16 protein-coding genes are annotated in these 18349 nt (G+C 46.3%); 6 read left to right on the top strand and 10 right to left on the bottom strand.

From position 1 onward, the window contains the following. Positions 1-188 precede the first annotated feature (188 nt). Positions 189-1181, bottom strand: a complete 993-nt coding sequence (locus tag GJQ68_RS12555) for an acyl-CoA synthetase family protein (protein ID WP_162417641.1) — start codon at positions 1179-1181, stop codon at positions 189-191. 76 nt (positions 1182-1257) lie between these two features. Here GJQ68_RS12555 and GJQ68_RS12550 point away from each other — a divergent pair, with 76 nt between their 5' ends. Next, positions 1258-1929 carry a hypothetical protein gene (locus GJQ68_RS12550; RefSeq protein ID WP_162417640.1) on the top strand — a complete coding sequence of 224 codons (672 nt, stop codon included), beginning with the start codon at positions 1258-1260 and terminating at the stop codon, positions 1927-1929. A 23-nt stretch (positions 1930-1952) separates the two neighbouring features. Here GJQ68_RS12550 and GJQ68_RS12545 read toward each other — a convergent pair whose 3' ends face one another. Continuing rightward, a complete protein-coding gene (locus GJQ68_RS12545) occupies positions 1953-4367 on the bottom strand; it encodes an alpha-ketoacid dehydrogenase subunit alpha/beta (RefSeq protein WP_162417770.1) in 2415 nt (804 codons plus the stop codon). Between the two features lie 367 nt (positions 4368-4734). On the opposite strand from GJQ68_RS12545, the gene ald reads away from it, so the two are divergent. From ald to GJQ68_RS12530, 3 genes are all read left to right on the top strand, one after another. Next, the gene (gene ald, locus GJQ68_RS12540; protein ID WP_162417639.1) at positions 4735-5856 is read left to right on the top strand and encodes an alanine dehydrogenase; all 1122 of its coding nucleotides are present in this window, start codon (positions 4735-4737) and stop codon (positions 5854-5856) included. Between the two features lie 134 nt (positions 5857-5990). Then, positions 5991-7340 (top strand): oxygen-independent coproporphyrinogen III oxidase, encoded by a 1350-nt coding sequence (hemN, locus tag GJQ68_RS12535; RefSeq protein WP_162417638.1) that lies wholly within the window; start codon positions 5991-5993, stop codon positions 7338-7340. 36 nt (positions 7341-7376) lie between these two features. Beyond that, positions 7377-8189, top strand: a complete 813-nt coding sequence (locus tag GJQ68_RS12530; protein ID WP_162417637.1) for a Cof-type HAD-IIB family hydrolase — start codon at positions 7377-7379, stop codon at positions 8187-8189. Here GJQ68_RS12530 and GJQ68_RS12525 read toward each other — a convergent pair. The 8 genes from GJQ68_RS12525 to GJQ68_RS12490 form a co-directional block, all read right to left on the bottom strand. After that, a complete protein-coding gene (locus tag GJQ68_RS12525) occupies positions 8186-8869 on the bottom strand; it encodes a DUF2461 domain-containing protein (protein WP_162417636.1) in 684 nt (227 codons plus the stop codon). The two genes, GJQ68_RS12530 and GJQ68_RS12525, sit on opposite strands and share 4 nt — an antisense overlap. 58 nt (positions 8870-8927) lie before the next feature. Further along, positions 8928-9635: an SIMPL domain-containing protein gene (locus tag GJQ68_RS12520; protein WP_162417635.1), complete on the bottom strand. Its 708-nt coding sequence runs from the start codon at positions 9633-9635 to the stop codon at positions 8928-8930. Between the two features lie 81 nt (positions 9636-9716). Beyond that, complete coding sequence (locus GJQ68_RS12515) at positions 9717-10337, bottom strand: alpha/beta hydrolase (RefSeq protein ID WP_162417634.1); 621 nt, start codon at positions 10335-10337, stop codon at positions 9717-9719. Continuing rightward, positions 10325-11284 (bottom strand): ring-cleaving dioxygenase, encoded by a 960-nt coding sequence (locus GJQ68_RS12510; protein WP_162417633.1) that lies wholly within the window; start codon positions 11282-11284, stop codon positions 10325-10327. The genes GJQ68_RS12515 and GJQ68_RS12510 overlap by 13 nt, the downstream gene beginning before the upstream one ends. 60 nt (positions 11285-11344) lie before the next feature. Continuing rightward, the gene (locus tag GJQ68_RS12505; RefSeq protein ID WP_162417632.1) at positions 11345-11872 is read right to left on the bottom strand and encodes a YceI family protein; all 528 of its coding nucleotides are present in this window, start codon (positions 11870-11872) and stop codon (positions 11345-11347) included. 81 nt (positions 11873-11953) lie between these two features. After that, positions 11954-12403 (bottom strand): MarR family winged helix-turn-helix transcriptional regulator, encoded by a 450-nt coding sequence (locus GJQ68_RS12500; protein ID WP_162417631.1) that lies wholly within the window; start codon positions 12401-12403, stop codon positions 11954-11956. 110 nt (positions 12404-12513) lie between these two features. Next, the gene (locus tag GJQ68_RS12495; RefSeq protein ID WP_162417630.1) at positions 12514-15033 is read right to left on the bottom strand and encodes an ABC transporter permease; all 2520 of its coding nucleotides are present in this window, start codon (positions 15031-15033) and stop codon (positions 12514-12516) included. Beyond that, complete coding sequence (locus GJQ68_RS12490) at positions 15026-15703, bottom strand: ABC transporter ATP-binding protein (RefSeq protein ID WP_162417629.1); 678 nt, start codon at positions 15701-15703, stop codon at positions 15026-15028. The genes GJQ68_RS12495 and GJQ68_RS12490 overlap by 8 nt, the downstream gene beginning before the upstream one ends. A gap of 104 nt (positions 15704-15807) precedes the next feature. Here GJQ68_RS12490 and GJQ68_RS12485 point away from each other — a divergent pair, with 104 nt between their 5' ends. Continuing rightward, positions 15808-16488 (top strand): arylesterase, encoded by a 681-nt coding sequence (locus GJQ68_RS12485; protein WP_162417628.1) that lies wholly within the window; start codon positions 15808-15810, stop codon positions 16486-16488. A 121-nt stretch (positions 16489-16609) separates the two neighbouring features. Continuing rightward, positions 16610-18349, top strand: coding sequence for a GMC oxidoreductase (locus GJQ68_RS12480; protein WP_162417627.1), 1740 nt, complete (start codon positions 16610-16612; stop codon positions 18347-18349).

Below are 18349 nucleotides of genomic sequence, written 5' to 3'. Positions count from 1 at the left end.
TTAATCCGGGTACTGTGAGTTAACCTCTGGCTTCCACATCAGCCGTTCGGGCATATGCCGGACAGGGCTTACTGGAAGCACAAGAAGACATCACCAAAACCACTCCTACCATTAAAATAATCAATGCTGTTTTCATTTTCTAAGCTAGTTAATGGCCAAATATGTGTAATAAGTCCTTAAATACAAAATTAATTGATCAATAAATTACATCCCCTGACCTCGCTATTATCCATTCTCCCTAAAACAGTGAAACTACCATCCTCGTTTTTCCTTCCCAAATCCTGGGTTTCCAAAAAGGCACAGGAATGAAAATTTGCCAGGTCAATGACATTGATAGCCCCGGAACTGCCCTTCACCCAATGAAAAGGGTCGTAGGTGTCACGTATAAAAATACGCATGGAAAATGACTCCCTAAAAATTCCGTCACGAGGAGCATACGCTTGAGATAGCAATTCGGTCATTCCATATTCTGAATGAATTTGACTGAGGCCAAACGCTTTTTTAAGTTTTTCATGAACTTCCTCGCGAATCATCTCCTTTCTACGCCCCTTCATTCCTCCGGTTTCCATTACAAGTAAGTTCTCAAAACCGCTAACGGTATACCGCTCTGCCAAATCCAATAAAGCAAAGGTTACTCCCAACAAGAGTATTTTTTTGGAGCTCGTTTTAAGTTCAAGTAATTTTTCATAAAGGTCTTCCTGCTGGTATAAATAAAATCCCGAATGCCCGGAGCCGCTTTCTTGAATGAAATAAGCGGCCATATCTACCAATGAGCTCCCTTCCCGTTCCAGATAGGAAGGCAAGAGGGCCAGTACATGAAAGTCCTGAATGGAGCCATACACGGATTCAAAAATCCGGAGGCTATGTTTGAGGTAAAACTCCCTGGACCAGATAAAGTGACGACTCGTCTGCATGCCGGTGGTACCACTGCTACTATACCAGAAGTCATATTCGTTTTCCGGTTGACAAATCACTTTTTCAGTTTTAAAAAAGGAAATGGGTAAAAAAGGAATCTGCTCCAGGCTACTTACCTCAGCACTGCGAATACCCCGGGCTTGCAGGTAACGCTGGTAAATTGGATTGTTTTGCGACTGAAAATGAAACAATTCCAAAGCTAAGGCATCGAAATCATGGATTTTTCCTGAAATTATTTTTTCACTAAAACTTTTAAAATAATTCATCGTTATTTTATGGTAAAACCCAAAATTTAATCATTTTTACACCCAGCATCCGGAAATGTAAATTTAAGGATTACCCATGAAGTTAAAAAATTACACCCTTTTCGTTATTCCAATCCTCCTTACCTGGACTGCTTGCATTTCGCCACCAGAAGATTTCCCCACGGTGCCCGAAATCGAATTCAACAGCATGGAATTTGTTCAAACTACGGGTGCGGATTCGCTAATACTGACCATCACCTTTAGAGATTCAGAGGGGGATTTGGGCTTGAATGCCCGGGATATTTTCCCGCCATTCAATGAATTAAACTATCTGACGGATGATAATGGGAATTTCATCACCTACAGTGACCGGCCTGAAGACGCTCCTGATTTCAATAACCGGGATTGGGTGATTTTCCCACTTATAAACAATGTGGAAATACCCGACACGCTCTGGGTATCCCAAAACCCGGATCACTACAATATTTTCGTAGATTTCTTTATTAAAAGAGGGGGTACCTACACCGAATTTGACTGGTCGGACCCACCTTATTACACCACATTCGACGGGAGGTTTCCGCGCATGCTGGAAGAAGAAAGAGCTCGCTCTATAGAGGGGCAAATTCGCTATTCCATGCTGTCCTTGGGCTGGAACAGTATCTTTCGTACCGACACGGTCCGCCTTGAAATTCAAATACAAGACAGGGCTTTGAACAGAAGTAATGTAGTTACCAGTCCAGACTTCACCCTTTCTCAAATCGAAAGGTGAGTAAGCGAGTTTTTTTTGGTGGATTAGTAAATAGGGGGGAACCGCTTCGGCTCTGCCTCGTGCATTAGTTGGTACACTTTGTCAATCACGTCGTCAACACTGGGTTTGGAAAAATAATCCCCATCGGAAGAATACGCCGGCCGATGTTCTTTAGCGGAAAGCGTGACTGGCTTGGAATCTAGAAAATAGTAGGCATTTTGCCCTTCTACCACCTGCTGCATCATATAAGCAGACGCTCCTCCCGGCACATCCTCATCTGCAAAAATTACGCGATTGGTTTTTTGGATTGATTTGGCGATCACTTGATTCAGATCAAATGGCACCAGGGTTTGCACGTCGATAACTTCAACCGAAATCCCAATTTCTTCCAGTTGTTTTGCAGCGCTCATTACAATGCGGCACATGGCACCATAGGTTACGATGGTGACATCTTCTCCCTCCCGTAAAATATCAGGCTTGCCAAGAGCAACCTTGAATTTACCGATATTTGCCGGCATTTTCTCCTTCAACCGGTAGCCACTCAATACTTCAATCAAAAGGGCAGGTTCATCGGCTTCCAGCAATGTATTGTACATCCCTGCCGCCTGGGTCATATTCCTGGGCACACAAATCAAAATTCCACGGAGGCTACTTAAAATCATTCCAATGGGAGAACCTGAATGCCAAACTCCTTCCAGGCGATGTCCCCTGGTACGAATGATCAGCGGGGCTTTTTGCCCTCCTTTGGTCCGGTAATGCAGACAGGCCAAATCATCTGATAGGGTCATCAGCGCATAGATCAGGTAATCCAGGTATTGAATCTCGGTAATGGGCCGGAGTCCCCTCAGGGCCGAGCCGATTCCCTGACCGATTATGCTTACCTCCCGTATCCCTGTATCAGTCACCCGCAATTCGCCATGCTTTGCCTGAAGTCCAGCAAATGCCTGATTCACATCTCCTATCAAACCGACATCTTCTCCAATGGCAAAAACCCTGGGATCCCTACTTAGCATTTTATCAAAACAAGCTTTCAGGATCTCTCTTCCGTCTACCAAAGGAGCCTGCTCATCGTAAATAGCTGGTTCCGAAGCGATAGACCGGGCATTTTCTGCAGATTCACTGTATTGATGACTGGAATACCTTTCCAGATTGAGCTGTTGTTGCGCTTTGTACCAGTCCTGAAGCTCCGCTTTCAATTCCTGAGGCTCATTTCTGGCCAATAACAAGCACTTTCTAACCGTACCAATTACATCCATTCGGACCGGATTGAGCGTTTGTGTCAATTCATCGGCCAATTGAAAGAGTTCTTCTTGCTTGCTACAGTGGCTGGCGAGTGCTCTGATCAGGAGAACGGCCTCATTCAATTCTTTCTTGATGCTGCCGGTAAACGCTTTCCAGGCGCGATCCTTATTTTCTTTCACCAACTGCCTGGCTTCGGCTTCTATCTTGTCCAGCTCTTCCTCGCTGGCAATACTATTGGCCAGAATATACGCTTTGAATTTTACAACGCAATCGAATGCCGCCTCCCAGGCCAACCTTTCCTTACTTTTATAACGTTCGTGAGAACCAGATGTGGAATGTCCCTGGGGTTGTGTCATTTCTACCACATGCACCAGCACTGGAATGTGCTCCTCCCTGGCCAGCCTTGCAGCTTTGCCATAGGTTCGGACCAGCTCTTCGTAGTCCCAGCCTTTTACAACAAAAATTTCGTATCCTTTTTCCTTTTGGTTTCTCTTAAATCCGGACAATGCTTTCGAAATACTGGCCTTGGTGACCTGCAGCTCATTCGTTACCGATATTCCATAATCATCATCCCATACTGAAATCACCATCGGCACCTGCAGCACGCCTCCTGCGTTAAATGTTTCGAAAAACATGCCTTCCGCAGTAGACGCGTTCCCGATCGTCCCCCAGGCTACTTCCCGTCCCTTATTGGAAAAAGTGGTCATGGAATGGAGCTTCGGATTTTCCTTATACAATTTGGAAGCGTAGGCTAAGCCCAGCAATTTGGGCATTTGGGCTGCCGTAGGAGAAATGTCCGCCGTGGAATTTTTGGAGGCCATCAAATTTTTCCAGCTACCATCCTCATTCAGGGATCGGGTTGCAAAATGACCATTCATCAACCTGCCGCCACTAGCAGGCTCTGCCTGGACTTCTGTGTGGGCGTAAAGCTGGGCAAAATACTCTTGCAGCCCCAGTCCCTCCGTGGCAAACATGATGGTCTGATCCCGGTAATACCCCGACCTGAAATCTCCAGGCTCAAAAAACCTTGCCATGGCTACCTGAGCCAACTCTTTTCCGTCTCCGTAGATGCCAAATTTGGCTTTACCCATGAAAACCTCCTTCCTCACGGTCAAGGAGGCATGCCTGCTGATCATCACTATTTTATAATCTGCCAGAATGCGCTTCTTGTCCAAAGTTGCTGTTTTTTCCTCAGTCAATGTGGATAGGGTTTCCATATTCATCTATCAAACTGTTTTCGGTACAAGGGTATGCCATCAATTTCAAAAATACACAAATTTTAGAGTTATCCCAATCTATAAGGGGATATTAAATCAATTAAAAAAAATTAAATTTGGTTTAATCTTAATTTTATTATTTATATAAAATAATATTCTGAATGCTAATTAAAAATAGCCTGGAACTCACGTAGCCACGGGCAAATATTATTTTCAACCTCGCAGGCCTGGTATCGGGTGAAACTTCCAAGATAAACAAGCTATCCGTTCCTTTTCAAATTTTACCTGGAATTTTTTCACGTGTTGTTACACAAGGGGAAATCGGCTGGTTATATTTGTTACAGACTTTAACCTAACATCTTCGATTATGCATGTAGCCGTTCCCAAAGAAATTAAAAATAATGAAAACAGGGTAGCCCTTACACCGGCAGGAGCCAAAGAACTGGTAAAAAAGGGCCATGCTGTTTTTGTCCAGCAGGCGGCCGGTGAGGGTAGCGGATTCAGCGATGAAACGTACCAGGCCGCCGGTGCGAAAATTCTACCTACCATCGAATCCATTTACGAAATAGGAGAAATGATCCTGAAGGTCAAAGAACCGATCGAGCAGGAATACAAACTGGTCAGGGAAGACCAATTGCTGTTTACGTATTTCCACTTTGCCTCCAATGAACCGCTTACCCAGGCCATGGTCAAAAGCAAAGCTGTCTGTATGGCTTATGAAACCGTGGAAAAACCAGACAAAAGCCTTCCCCTCCTGGTTCCCATGTCCGAAGTCGCCGGTAGGATGGCGGTTCAGAAAGGGGCTAATTACCTTGAAAAACCTCTGGGAGGAAGGGGGATTCTGCTCGGAGGCGTACCGGGAACCCTGCCCGCCAAAGTCTTGATTCTTGGCGGTGGAATCGTAGGAACCCAGGCTGCCTGGATGGCGGCAGGTTTAGGTGCTGACGTGATCATCATGGATGTCTCCCTTCCCAGAATGCGCTACCTCTCGGATGTCATGCCTAAAAATGTCAAAACAATGATGTCCAATGAATACAATATCCGAAATCTGATCCCTTCAACCGATCTGATTATCGGAGCGGTACTGATCCCCGGAGCCAAAGCCCCGCACCTTATCACCCGGGACATGCTACAATACATGCTTCCCGGCACGGTATTGGTCGACGTGGCAGTAGACCAGGGAGGCTGCATCGAGACCTGCCAACCTACTACCCATGAGAAACCCACCTATACCATCGATGGGGTCCTCCATTATTGTGTGGCAAACATGCCCGGGGCGGTCCCCTATACTTCTACCCTGGCCCTGGCCAACGCCACCTTGCCTTATGTGCTCGAACTGGCCGATAACGGGTGGGAACATTCCTGCATTCGTTTCCCCGAACTAAAATCCGGCCTCAACATCATCAAAGGAGATGTGGTGTATCAGGCAGTTGCGGAAACCTTTGACCTGCCGTATGTACCCGTAAGCTACTACACCAACCACCATTAAAGTCATTCAGAAGCGATTCGTTTCATTTCCTATTCCAGCAAACCTGATTTTTATCAGGCTTGCCACTACCGATGCTCATGTTTTTTTGAAACAAGGAAGCCGTTATTTGTTTCTTGAAACAAGCTAGTAGGAATATGGACCAAAATTCCCTGATACGAAAGTACAACGTTCCAGCACCCCGGTATACTTCCTATCCGGCGGTTCCCCACTGGAACAATGCCACCGACCCCCAGCAATGGAAGCTGCAATTTCAGCGGGCATACGATGCGTTTGGCTCTCAAGACGGTATCAGTCTGTATATTCACCTTCCTTATTGCGAAAGCCTGTGTACCTATTGCGGCTGTAACAAAAGGATCACCAAAAATCATCAGGTGGAGCTGCCCTATATTTCCTCTCTGATGAAAGAATGGAACATGTACCTGGAGTTGCTGGATGAAAAGCCCAAGCTGGCCGGCATTCATCTGGGGGGAGGCACACCCACCTTTTTCTCCCCTACCTCCCTGGAAATTTTACTGAAGCATATCAGTCATAACTCCACAGGACTAAATAATGCTGCTTTCAGCTTTGAAGGCCACCCCAACAACACCACACAAGCACATTTGGAAGTAATGGCCAGGCATGGATTTAACCGGGTTAGTTTTGGCATTCAGGATTTTGACCCCAAGGTGCAGGAAAGCATCCACCGGATTCAGCCCTTTGAAAAAGTAAAGGAAGTAACGGATACCAGCCGGCAGCTTGGCTATACCTCTATTAATTTCGACTTGATTTATGGGTTGCCACATCAGAACCTGAACACCCTTAAAGCAACCTTTGACAAGGTGCGGGAGCTGATGCCAGAGCGGATAGCATTTTACAGTTACGCCCACTTACCTACGGCCTTTCCCTCCCAGAAATCCTTCGAAGCGTTCCTGCCAAATGAGGAACAGAAGCGGGCACTTTACGAGCAAGGCAAAGACTGGCTGGAAGAAATGGGCTACGAGGAAATTGGGATGGATCATTTTGCCTTGCCCGGCGATCCATTGCTACAGGCAAAATCAGATAAAACCCTTCATCGCAATTTTATGGGGTATACCACCTCCCCTTCCAAAATCCTATTGGGCCTGGGCTGTAGTGCGATCAGTGACCTCTATTATGCTTACGGGCAAAATGAAAAATCCGTGGAGCTGTATAAGAAAAACATCCTGAACGGCGACCTGCCACTGGTAAAAGGGCATGTTCAAAAGGATGAGCATCTTGTATCCAAGTCCATTATCCTCAATTTGATCTGTAACATGGAGGCCTCCTGGACAAATTTGAAAAACCTACCGGATGAGCTGTTGGAAAAGCTGTTGGCTTTTGAAAAGGATGGGTTGATTACCTTCAATCAGAAGGGAATGATCATTACGGCAACAGGGAAGCCTTTTGTCAGGAACATTTGCATGGCCTTTGACCCGTTCATGTATTCAGATAAAAAGTCAACAACCGTCTTTAGTAAAGCCATTTGATTTCCCTATCTTCGCTTCTCGAAAAAACCTTTTTTGATGAAGATAAAAGCGATTTGCACGGACATAGATGGCACGCTGCTGGATAAAAACCGGGAACTATCCCGGAGAACACGGCAGGCTTTTGCCGCCTTGCCCGCAGATTTTCCCGTCATTTTGGCTTCTTCCCGGATGCCCTCTGCCATGACCCATTTGTTAAGGGATTTAAACCGCGAGCACAATCCCCTGGTCTGTTACAACGGTGGTTATGTACTGCCAGGCACGCTGGAAAAAAATGCCCTGAGCTCGGTTTGGATAACACCGGAAATTTGTCAAAAAGTCATTGAGCAGACGGTAAATACTTCCATACATGTAAGCCTGTATTCAGAAGACGAATGGTATGCTCCGAAAATGGATCCCTGGACAGAAAAAGAGGAAAAAGCAACCAAGGTAAAGGCCCGCTTGCGTGAAAACGATCAGGTAATCGCTGCCTGGAAAAAAAATCAAAGCGGCGCGCATAAAGTCATGTGCATGGGTACTGCAAGCGAGATCCGGGAACTCTATCAACATCTGCAACGGGAATTATCTGCCGTACTTCATCTCTACCGCTCCAAGGACACTTACCTGGAAATCGCTCCAAAATCCATCTCCAAAGCCACCGGACTCCGGGAAATCATCACTGGCTTCGGGATCTCCATGGACGAGGTCATGGCATTTGGGGATAACTATAACGACATCGACTTGCTCGCTTCTGTCGGCCTGGGTATTGCGGTCGATAATGCAAGAGATGAAGTAAAAGCGGTGGCAAAGGATATTACGGCTGGAAACAAGGCAGATGGGGTGGCACGGTCCATCGAAAAATACTTGCTTTAAATAATAAACCCTTCGTCTTCAGAGCTGGCAATTGCTTTGTCCAGGAATCCCATAAACGGCCTCATCGCATCAAAAGCCTCTAAAGCCAATCCTATATGGTGGCCCCCGGCAACATCAGCATCGCTAAGTTTCTTGGACACGATAAAGCTTTTGTACCGCAGTAACTCAATATGTGGGTGCTCACTGGAGTAGTCCTTTGGGGAGGTTTTCAACTGCTCCCCTTCCATCTCCCCGAAGTAATTATGAAAAAACGGGTCTTGCAGAATTCCCGCAAGTTCACTGCCGGCATAATCGATTTCTTGTCGGATTTTTTTCAAAATATCCGAATCGGGCATCCAGATACCTCCGGCCAAAAAACTGGCTCCGGGTTCCAAATGCAGGTAATAACCCGGTCCGGTTGATTTCTTACCTCCCACGGCAAAATAGGCTGCCATATTCGTTTTGTAAGGGAGTTTGTTGGCACTAAATCGAATATCCCTGTTTTGGCGAAACAGGCAGTCCTTGGGCCTCAAGGAAGAAAAAGCCGGTTGATTTGCACTCAATCCGGACAAAATCTTCGCTGCATCTTCCAGTAGGCTTTCTTTCACCTGTAAGTACCAGCTTCGGTTGGCATCCATCCATTCTTTGGAGTTGTTAGCTGCCAATTCCTTCAGAAAATCCAATATTCCGTTCGCTTTCATAGGCATTAAACCTGGTAATCCGGAGATTGTTCTTGCTATTCGGCCTTCCCTAACCCACTTACTTTTCAAAAGTAAATATGATCGTTACCCTTTCATTGAGGGTTTGTTCTCCGGGTTGTAAGGTGGGAGGCGCTTGCTGATCGGCGGCTTTCATACTAAAACGCTCGTTTCCGTAAACCACGGGCTGAAAAGAATCGCCCCCCTGATAGTCTACTCGATGTACAAAAACCTCTTCGATATCCAGATTAGCCGCAATGACGTTGGCCTTTCTTCGGGCATCCGCTATTGCCATTTCCAGCAACTTCTCAAGGTAACTTTTTTTCGTTTCGTCCGACAGCCTGTAGGAGAGCTGAAAACCCATGTCTGTGGATCCGTGCAGGACTTGCATTACTTTCAGAAGATCCTCGCCCGTATCCCGGACCAGAATTTCCATGGTTTGACTGGCAACGTAGCCACTGTCTTTGCTGCTTCCTTTCGAATAGATCCGATTGACATTCACGTAATAGTTTTCTGCGGTCAATTCATAGTCTTCTACGCCGGATTTCTCAAGGGCAGTTTTCACTTGCTTGGCCTTCTTATTCAATTCAGCCGTTGCAGTTGCCGTTTCCATGGCTTTGGCATTCAGTGAAACCGTCAGTAGGGCCTCATCGGGCATTATCTCTAGCTGGCTTTGGCCTACCACGGAAATTTGTGGGATTTCCTGTGAAAACCCCTGTAAAAAGGGGATCCACAAAAGAACGATAAAAAAGAGTATTTTGGTTTTCATATGAGATCGCTTTCTTAAAACAATATCCCGTCTAACGACAGGGTGAATAAAAATGTTTCTTCAAATCCCGGGCCAAAAAAATCAGGAGGTTTTTTGAAAGATAAACTCATTGGCTGCGGCAATCTCCTCCTCCCGAATCGTGTGCATATCGTCCGGAAAACCAAGCGTTTTTACCGCTGCCTGCATGCCGGTCAATAGCTTAGCAGATTCCTGAATACGGGACATGGGTACGTGAAAATCGTTTTCGCTGGCACCGATAAATACCGGCGTTCCATTTAAATCCCCGGGGTATTTTTCCGCTGATACCGTTTTCCCGATCAGTCCACCTGTAAAGGCACAAACTCCTCCATACCGGGCGGGAAATCGGGCACTGTATTCTAGGGCAAGGCAAGCTCCCTGAGAAAACCCAATAAAATAAAGGTCTGATACGTTTTTCCCATCTTCCTTTAAACCCTGGACAAGGGAATGAATCCGCTCCAATGATTGACTTAGATAGGGTTCGTTTTCCAATTCTTCCACCATAAACCCAAACGGATACCAGGTATTTCCCGGGGCCTGAGGAATCAAAACTGCAAAATCCGGAACGTGCAACACCTCTATTAATCCCTTCATTCCCGAAGCACTTCCTCCTCTTCCATGTAAAATGATGGCGACTTTCTCCGCCTGATTCAAGTCTTTACCTGCTTTCACTAACTGTTCCATGGTTCCTGATAATTTACCTGTATGGGCACCAAATTCCGCTCAATCTGTTCCCTTTGAGAAGCAACCCAGTCGGGTAGCTTCAACGCATCGCCTAATGATTCCAATGATTCGTCCACCAAAAAACCGGGCGAATCCGTTGCTACTTCAAAAAGCACCCCTCCGGGTTCCCGAAAATAGATGGATTTGAAATAATTTCGGTCTTTGACTTCGGTCACTGCTACACCATACCGTTGAAGTAATCGCTGAACTTGCAGTTGTTCCGCCTCTCCTGCCGTGCGGAAAGCAATGTGATGAACGGAACCGGCACTTTGGATGGATCGCACTGAAGGGTCCATCTGGACCAAGTCTATTATTTCTCCCGGGTTACCAGCGATTTCATAGCGGTACCTCTTGCCGGGAAGTTCCTCCTTAAGCTTGTAATTCAGCACCTCTGTCATTAAAGCAGCAGTGGGTTCCAATTCCCGTAAATTCAGGGTGGCACCTGCTAGTCCCCGGATGGCGTGCTTTTGGGGTACGTTTCCACCTGCCCAGGCCTCCCGCCGATCCGCTTTAATCCCGACTAATTCTATCCCCATCCCGTCCGGATCGGTAAACCGAATCACCTCTTCACCAAATCGTTGGAGGGTATCCGAGAGCGTTATTCCCAAACCGGATAACCGGCTTTTCCAATAGTCGATTGAGCTTTCCGGAATGGAAAAAGCGGTAAAGGTCAGTTCTCCCAGTCCTCTTTTTCCTTTTACGGCGCCCTTAAAGGGGAAAAAGGTCAGAATGGAACCCGGGCTGCCGGTTTCGTCACCAAAATAAAAATGATAGACATCCGGTGCATCAAAATTGATGGTCTTTTTTACCAGCCGCAAACCCAATACCCGGGTGTAGAAATCTACATTTTGTTGGGGATCGGAGGCGATCGCCGTAATGTGATGAATGCCTGAAATTAAATCACTCATGAGATTATAAGGTTAAGGCCGGGCTCCTTCCTGCTCAGAGCCCGGCTTAAAGGTACCTGATTATTGCTTTACTAACTGGATACTGGCGAAGATTTTTACCTCATCACCAACCACAACACTACCCGTCTCCGTTACCGCAGACCAGGTTAAACCAAAGGCTTTCCTGGAGATTTTACCTTCCAGCTCAAACCCAGCTTTAGTCTGCCCATAACCATCCTGGGCAATACCACCCAATTCGGCTTTAAGAGTCACGGGTTGGGTGGTTCCCCGGATCGTCAGATCTCCTGATACCGCCAATCCATCTCCGCTAGCAACAAGTTTTCCATTGCTAAAAACCAACTGAGCGTGATTTTCTGCATCAAAAAAATCGGCTGATTTCAAGTGTGCATCGCGGTCTTTTTGGTTCGTGTCAATGCTGTCAATAGCTGCCGAAAAACGTACGGAGGCATTGGAAAAATCATCCGAAGCCGTTTCGACTTCGCCTTCAAATTCCCGGAAATAACCCGTGACGGTAGAAATTACCAGGTGTTTTACCTTAAACGATACTTCGGAATGCGTGGGGTCAATAATCCACTTTGTTGTACTCATCTTCTTAATAGTTATTAGTTATACGTGTTAAATTAAATATTAATACATTAATTGTATATACATTTAAATAGGAAAATTTTTTTATCCTCTCAGTTTATCTAACAAATCATTTAGCTGCTCCACCTCAGATTTACTTAAATTCAAAATTCTTTTATTGAATTTTTTCACTTCTTCTTCCAGTTGCTCCAGAATCTCAAGCCCCTTCCCGGTGATCGTAATGTCCACCTGACGACGATCCATTGCGCATTCTTTACGCTCTACCATTTTCTTGATTTTTAGTTTTTCAACTAGCCGGGAAGCGTTACTCATTTTATTAAGCATTCTATCTTGAATGGAAGACACCGTTATGGGTTCCGGATGCTGTCCTCTGAGTATGCGAAGTACATTGTACTGTTCGGGAGATAAATCATGAGGCTTGAAAATTTTGCTCTGTTCGGTCACCAGGTAACTGTGGGTATAAAGCAAGTTTACCACCGCCTTGCTATAGGCATCTTTAAACGGCTTTTGCCTGATCTCGTCTTCAATTTTCATTTAATTTCTATTGTATTTAATGTATATACATTTAAATCAATCAAAAGGTTTCAACATCTGAAAGATTATTAATTTTTTTTCAGGGATGCTACCTTAATTCGAGCAGTCATCTACGATCTTAGGATATCCATGGTTTTGGCTTTCAAGATACTGAGGCTGTTTATCCATCCCAAGATCACCGTAAGCAGGGTGATCAGCACAAACACGATGAGTAGTGGACCCCATTCCATCCGGAAGGATATTTCAAATACATATCGGCTGAGCAGAAAAGCCGCCAGCACGGAAAGCAGTATCCCTCCTCCTGCGGCGAGACTCCCCAAAAACAAGTATTCCAGGGCATTGATTTTTAGCAGCACCCTTCTGCCCGCCCCTATCGTGCGAAGCAAAATATTTTCCCGGATTCGTTGAAACTTACTGATCAAAAGTGAGCTTATCAACACCAAAACCCCGGTAAGAATGCTGAACAAGGCCATGAACTGAATAACGAAACTGATTTTTCCTAAAATGTCTTCCAGTGTTTCCACGATCATGCTGAGGTTAACCACCGAAACATTGGGAAACTGACGCACCATCTTATTTTGTATATCGGCAGATTCCTGGTCATTCTTTGTCCGGGTGATCAACACATGAAACTTAGGGGCATTATCCAATACCTTATCTGGAAAAACAACCAAAAAGTTGGTAGAAACCTTTCTGAAATTCACCTTTCTGAAACTTCCCACGTACGTAGTGAGTGGCCTTCCTTGTACATTAAAGACGACCTCATCCCCTAATTCCACCCGGTTTCTTTCAGCGTATCCTTCTTCCATAGAAACAAAAATACTATCCCCTTCTGCTTCGTAGGGTATTAAGGTGCCCGAGGTCAATTCTTCGGTGGAAATGAGGGTATCCCGGTAGGTCACTCTGAATTCCCGCCTATACATGGAATTTGACCGCTGTTCTTCCTCTTCGAGTTCGTCGTTATCATTTCTGGTCAAGCCATTCACTTCTGCCACCCCCATGGTAACGATGGGAACGTGCTGCAATATGGGCAATCCCTCCTCTGCCAATACGGTCTTCATGCTGTCTACCTGATCCGATTGGATATCAAAAAACAACATATTCGGCTGATCTTCTTTGTCAGCAAACCGCACCTCATCCAACAGCTGGTTTTGTATAAAAAACAAGGTGCCGATCATCGCCGTTCCCAAGCCAATGGTAGCCAACAGGGATACCGTTTGGTTATTGGGCCGGTACAAATTGGACAAGGCTTGTCTGGCAGGGTAGTTCAAGCTAATGGGAAGGAATTTTCGAATGGCTTTCATTATCCCCAGGGCCAGCAGCCACAAGGATCCAAAAGAAAATATCACAAAACCGGTAAACCAAAAGGTCTGGTCCCACTCTTCCAACAGGTAAAAGCTAAACCCAAGAATAAACAGGACAATTGCCCCCAAGACCATCCAGCGCAAGGGATCCTTTCCCAAGCCTGCAGAAGGATCGTCCGGCCTGAGGGTCATCATCGGTGATACTTTTCGAATTTTCAGTAAAGGGATCAGGGCAAATAATACGGATATCAATACCCCGGTAAAGGTTCCCATGATCACTGCCCTCCAGGAAATTTGGACAGACACTTCCACCGGAAGGAAATCACTAAATACCATCGGCAAAAGAAATTGCAGGAAAGCCCCGGCAGCCGCACCCAGCAGGGAACCAAATAGTCCCATGATGACGATCTGAACCAGATAGACAGCTACAATTTCTTTCGATCGCACCCCCAGACATCTTAACACCGCCACGGAGGGTAATTTCTCCTTCACAAAAACATTGATGGCACTTCCCACCCCCACACAACCGAGCAGCACAGCGATAAAGGCCACCAAGACCAGGAAGTTAGACAGGTTTTCAAATGACCTTCCTGTGTCTTCCTTTTGTGATTGCACGGTCTCGTGCCTGACCTTGTCTTCGTCCCACTGATCTTTCTTCTCAGCAATCAGGGCCTCCAGGTCAAACTCCTCCGGAAACTGAAAATAGTGGATGTAATTGACCCTACTGCCATACTGAACCAGGCCTGAAGCTTCCAATTGATCGTTAGGGATGTATACAGCAGGAGCTACGGTGGCGGTAATGCCATTTTGCCCGGGTACTTTTTGCAATGCCCCGACGATTTCCAAGGTCACATTTCCCACCTTGATGCTATCACCTACCACGGCCCCAAACTGAGCCATCAGGGTTTTTTCTACCAGTGCTCGTTTAGCGCCCTTTCTGAATTCCGTTTCTCCGGACACCGGTAGGGTTTCGAAGCTTCCGTAAAAGGGAAAGTCACCCTCCAGCGCCCTTACCTGCGTCAGCCTGCTTTCTCCTACTTTAGGAAAATATACCATGGAGGCAAAATTTACTTCCAGGGCACGGCGATCTGCCTGTGTCTCAATTTCAGGAAAATCGATCGGCTGATTTTTTCTCAAAGAGAGATCCGCTCCCAACAGTTCTTTTGCCTGCTCGTCAATATCATTACTCAGGTTATCTCCAAAAGAGGTGACGGCCACCAGGGCAGCAATTCCGGTAACGATGGCTGAAATAAACAAAATAAGCCTTCCACCCGTCTTTCTGAGGTCTCTTTTCGCCATTAGAAGCGACCAGTTCCAATCAACCATTGATCGCCTCCTGTAATTTTCCTCCCTTAATGTGAATGGATTGGTGTGTGCGCGCCGCTAGTTCCAAATCATGCGTCACCAGAATTAGGGTCGTTCCTTCTTCCTCGTTTAATTTAAAAATAAGATTTTCTACCATCTCCCCTGTTTCGGTATCCAGGTTACCGGTAGGTTCATCCGCAAACAAAATTTTTGGTTCGTTGGCAAAGGCACGGGCTATGGAGACCCGTTGTTGCTCACCACCTGAAAGTTGGTTGGGGTAATGTGTCAATCTATCCGCAAGGCCTACCTTTTCCAGGAGTTCCATCGCCTTGTCTTTGGCATCCTTTCTTTTTTTGAGTTCTAGTGGCACCATGACGTTTTCTAGTGCGGTAAGGGTTTGTAGCAGCTGAAAATTCTGGAATATAAAGCCCACCAGTTGATTTCTCACGGCAGCCCGCTGGTCCTCTGTCATCCTTTCCAGCGCCCTGCCATCCAACATTACGGATCCGGAACTGGCCACGTCCAATCCGGCGCAAAGCCCCAAAAGGGTGGTTTTACCGCTACCGGAGGGCCCGACGATCGACAAGGTATCTCCAATGGCTACCTCAAAATTTACCTGATCCAAAACGGTAAGTTCCCGGTTACCACTTCGGTAGGTTTTTGTAAGATTATCAACTTTTAATACATTCATAGACTTCAAATAAAAATACTTATCCTTACCTAACAAAAACAATAGTCAATTAAGTTTATTAATTTTAACGATTGACCATTAAATTTCTGCCAAATTACGCATTCATGAAACTAACCTTTAAATATATCCCCTTAGTGCTGGCGGCCCTTACGCTGCTCTATTCCTGCAATCAAAAGCCTCAGGAAGATAATCGGGAAAAGGAGGAGGAAGCTATTCCTGATAAAAAAACGGCCAAAAAAACCATTTTGTTTTTCGGTAACAGCTTGACCGCTGGATACGGAATTGAGGAAGAGGAGGCATTCCCTGCATTGATTCAGGAAAAAGTGGACAGTCTGAACCTGGACTACCAGGTGATCAATGCCGGGTTAAGCGGAGAAACGACCGCTAGCGGGCTAAGCCGTCTGGACTGGTTTCTGGAAGAAAAACCGGAAATATTCATCTTGGAACTGGGTGGGAATGATGGATTGAGGGGTATCCCACTTGAGGAAACTGAAAAAAACCTTCGAAACATCATTTTGACTGTGCAGGAAAAATTTCCGGATACTAAAATTGTATTGGCAGGAATGCAAATTCCTCCGAATATGGGTCCGGAGTATTCTGAAAATTTCCGGACCCTGTATGCTGAAATCGCTGAAAGCACTTCGGTTTCCCTGATCCCCTTTTTGTTGGAAGGGGTGGCTGGAGACCCGAACCTAAACCTGCCTGACGGCATTCATCCTACTGAAGAAGGACATCAAATCGTAGCTGAGAATGTCTGGCCCTACCTCAAACCCCTGGTACTTTAATTTTACTTAGGAATAGTCTACTACCAAATATCCTGGTATTCTTTCTATAGAAGAATTATTCGTTTTTAATTTTAAGAAATTTGTCTTACTTTTTGAAAAATTTTAATCAAAGAGAAATAGAATGAGTATTAACATACAATCTGCCGGAGAGGCGTATGATGTGGTTATTGTGGGATCCGGAGCGGGAGGAGGCATGGCTTCAAAAATCCTGGCAGAAGCGGGATTGAAAGTCGCTGTGGTGGAAGCGGGAGCTGATTTTGACCCGGCCATTGAAGAACACCGAACCCAACTTCGTCCTCCCTGGGAGTCTCCGCGAAGAGGGGCGGGAACCGTACGGCCTTTTGGAGACTTTGATGCTGCCATTGGCGGATGGGACATCGAAGGAGAGCCCTATACCCGGGGAGCAGACAGTGAATTTGACTGGTTCCGATCCAGAATGCTGGGAGGAAGAACCAATCACTGGGGACGCATATCCCTGCGATTCGGTCCCTTGGATTATAAACGAAAAGACCTGGATGGGTTGGGTGATAACTGGCCCATTGGCTACGAGGATGTGGCTCCCTATTATGATAAGGTGGATCAGCTGATCGGTGTATTTGGTTCCAAAGAGGGAATCCGAAACGAGCCGGATGGTTATTTCCTCCCCCCTCCCAAGCCCCGTTTGCATGAATTGCGCATTAAAAAAGGCGCGGATAAGATTGGGGTACCTGTCATCCCTTCCCGTCTGTCCATTTTGACGCGACCGGTCAATAACGACCGGGGCACTTGCTTTTTCTGTAACCAATGCAACCGCGCCTGTCAGATATATGCCGATTTTTCCGCAGGCACCTGCCTGGTAAAACCAGCCATGAAGAAAGGTCAGGTGGATCTTTTTACTATGGCTATGGTAAGGAAAGTAAACACTAACGAGCAGGGTAAAGCTACGGGTATCCGGTATATCAGCAAACTGGACATGAAAGAATACACCCTTAATGCCCGCGTGGTCGTATTGGGTGCCTCTGCCTGTGAATCGGCCAGAATCATGTTAAATTCCAAATCCCAAACCCATCCCAACGGACTGGGCAATAGTTCCGGACAGGTAGGTCACTACCTACACGATTCTACGGGGGCTGACCGCATGGGCATCCTTCCGGATATGATGGATCGGGAACGGTACAATGAAGACGGTGTAGGGGGCATGCACGTATATACCCCCTGGTGGCTCAACGAAAAGAATCTGGATTTTGCCAGAGGGTATCACATCGAATACTGGGGGGGAATGACCATGCCTTCCTATGGTTTTGGTGGTGGCATGGACACCATGCGCCAATATGTCAAGGATGAATTTGGCAAGCCACGACCGAACGGTGGCTATGGAGAGGGGCTAAAAAAGGATATCCGACGATTTTACGGCAGCACGGTAGGCATGTCTGGCCGGGGAGAGAGTATTCCCCAGTACAGCAACTACTGCGAAATAGACAATCAGGTAGTGGACAAGTATGGCATCCCGGTATTGAAATTTCATTACAAATGGACCGATCAGGAGCTCAAGCAGGCGCAACACATGCACGAGACCTTTGAGGAGATCCTTACCAGCATGGGGGCCATCATTTTGGGCAGCAAACCGGGGGCAGATCAACAATACGGACTACACAAACCCGGCCGGATCATTCATGAAGTGGGAACTACCCGCATGGGAGACAATCCCGAAACTTCCGTCCTCAACAAGTTTTCACAAGCCCATGACTGCGAGAACCTATTTGTAGTGGACGGCGGCCCGTTTGTGTCCCAAGCCGATAAAAATCCAACCTGGACCATATTGGCCCTGTCCTGGAGGACTTCGGAATACATCATCGATCAATTATCAAAGAAAAATATTTAA

The sequence above is a fragment of the Cyclobacterium roseum genome, from assembly GCF_010119225.1.
Classification (GTDB): Bacteria; Bacteroidota; Bacteroidia; order Cytophagales; family Cyclobacteriaceae; genus Cyclobacterium; species Cyclobacterium roseum.
This window is presented reverse-complemented; position numbering and strand designations above follow the sequence as displayed.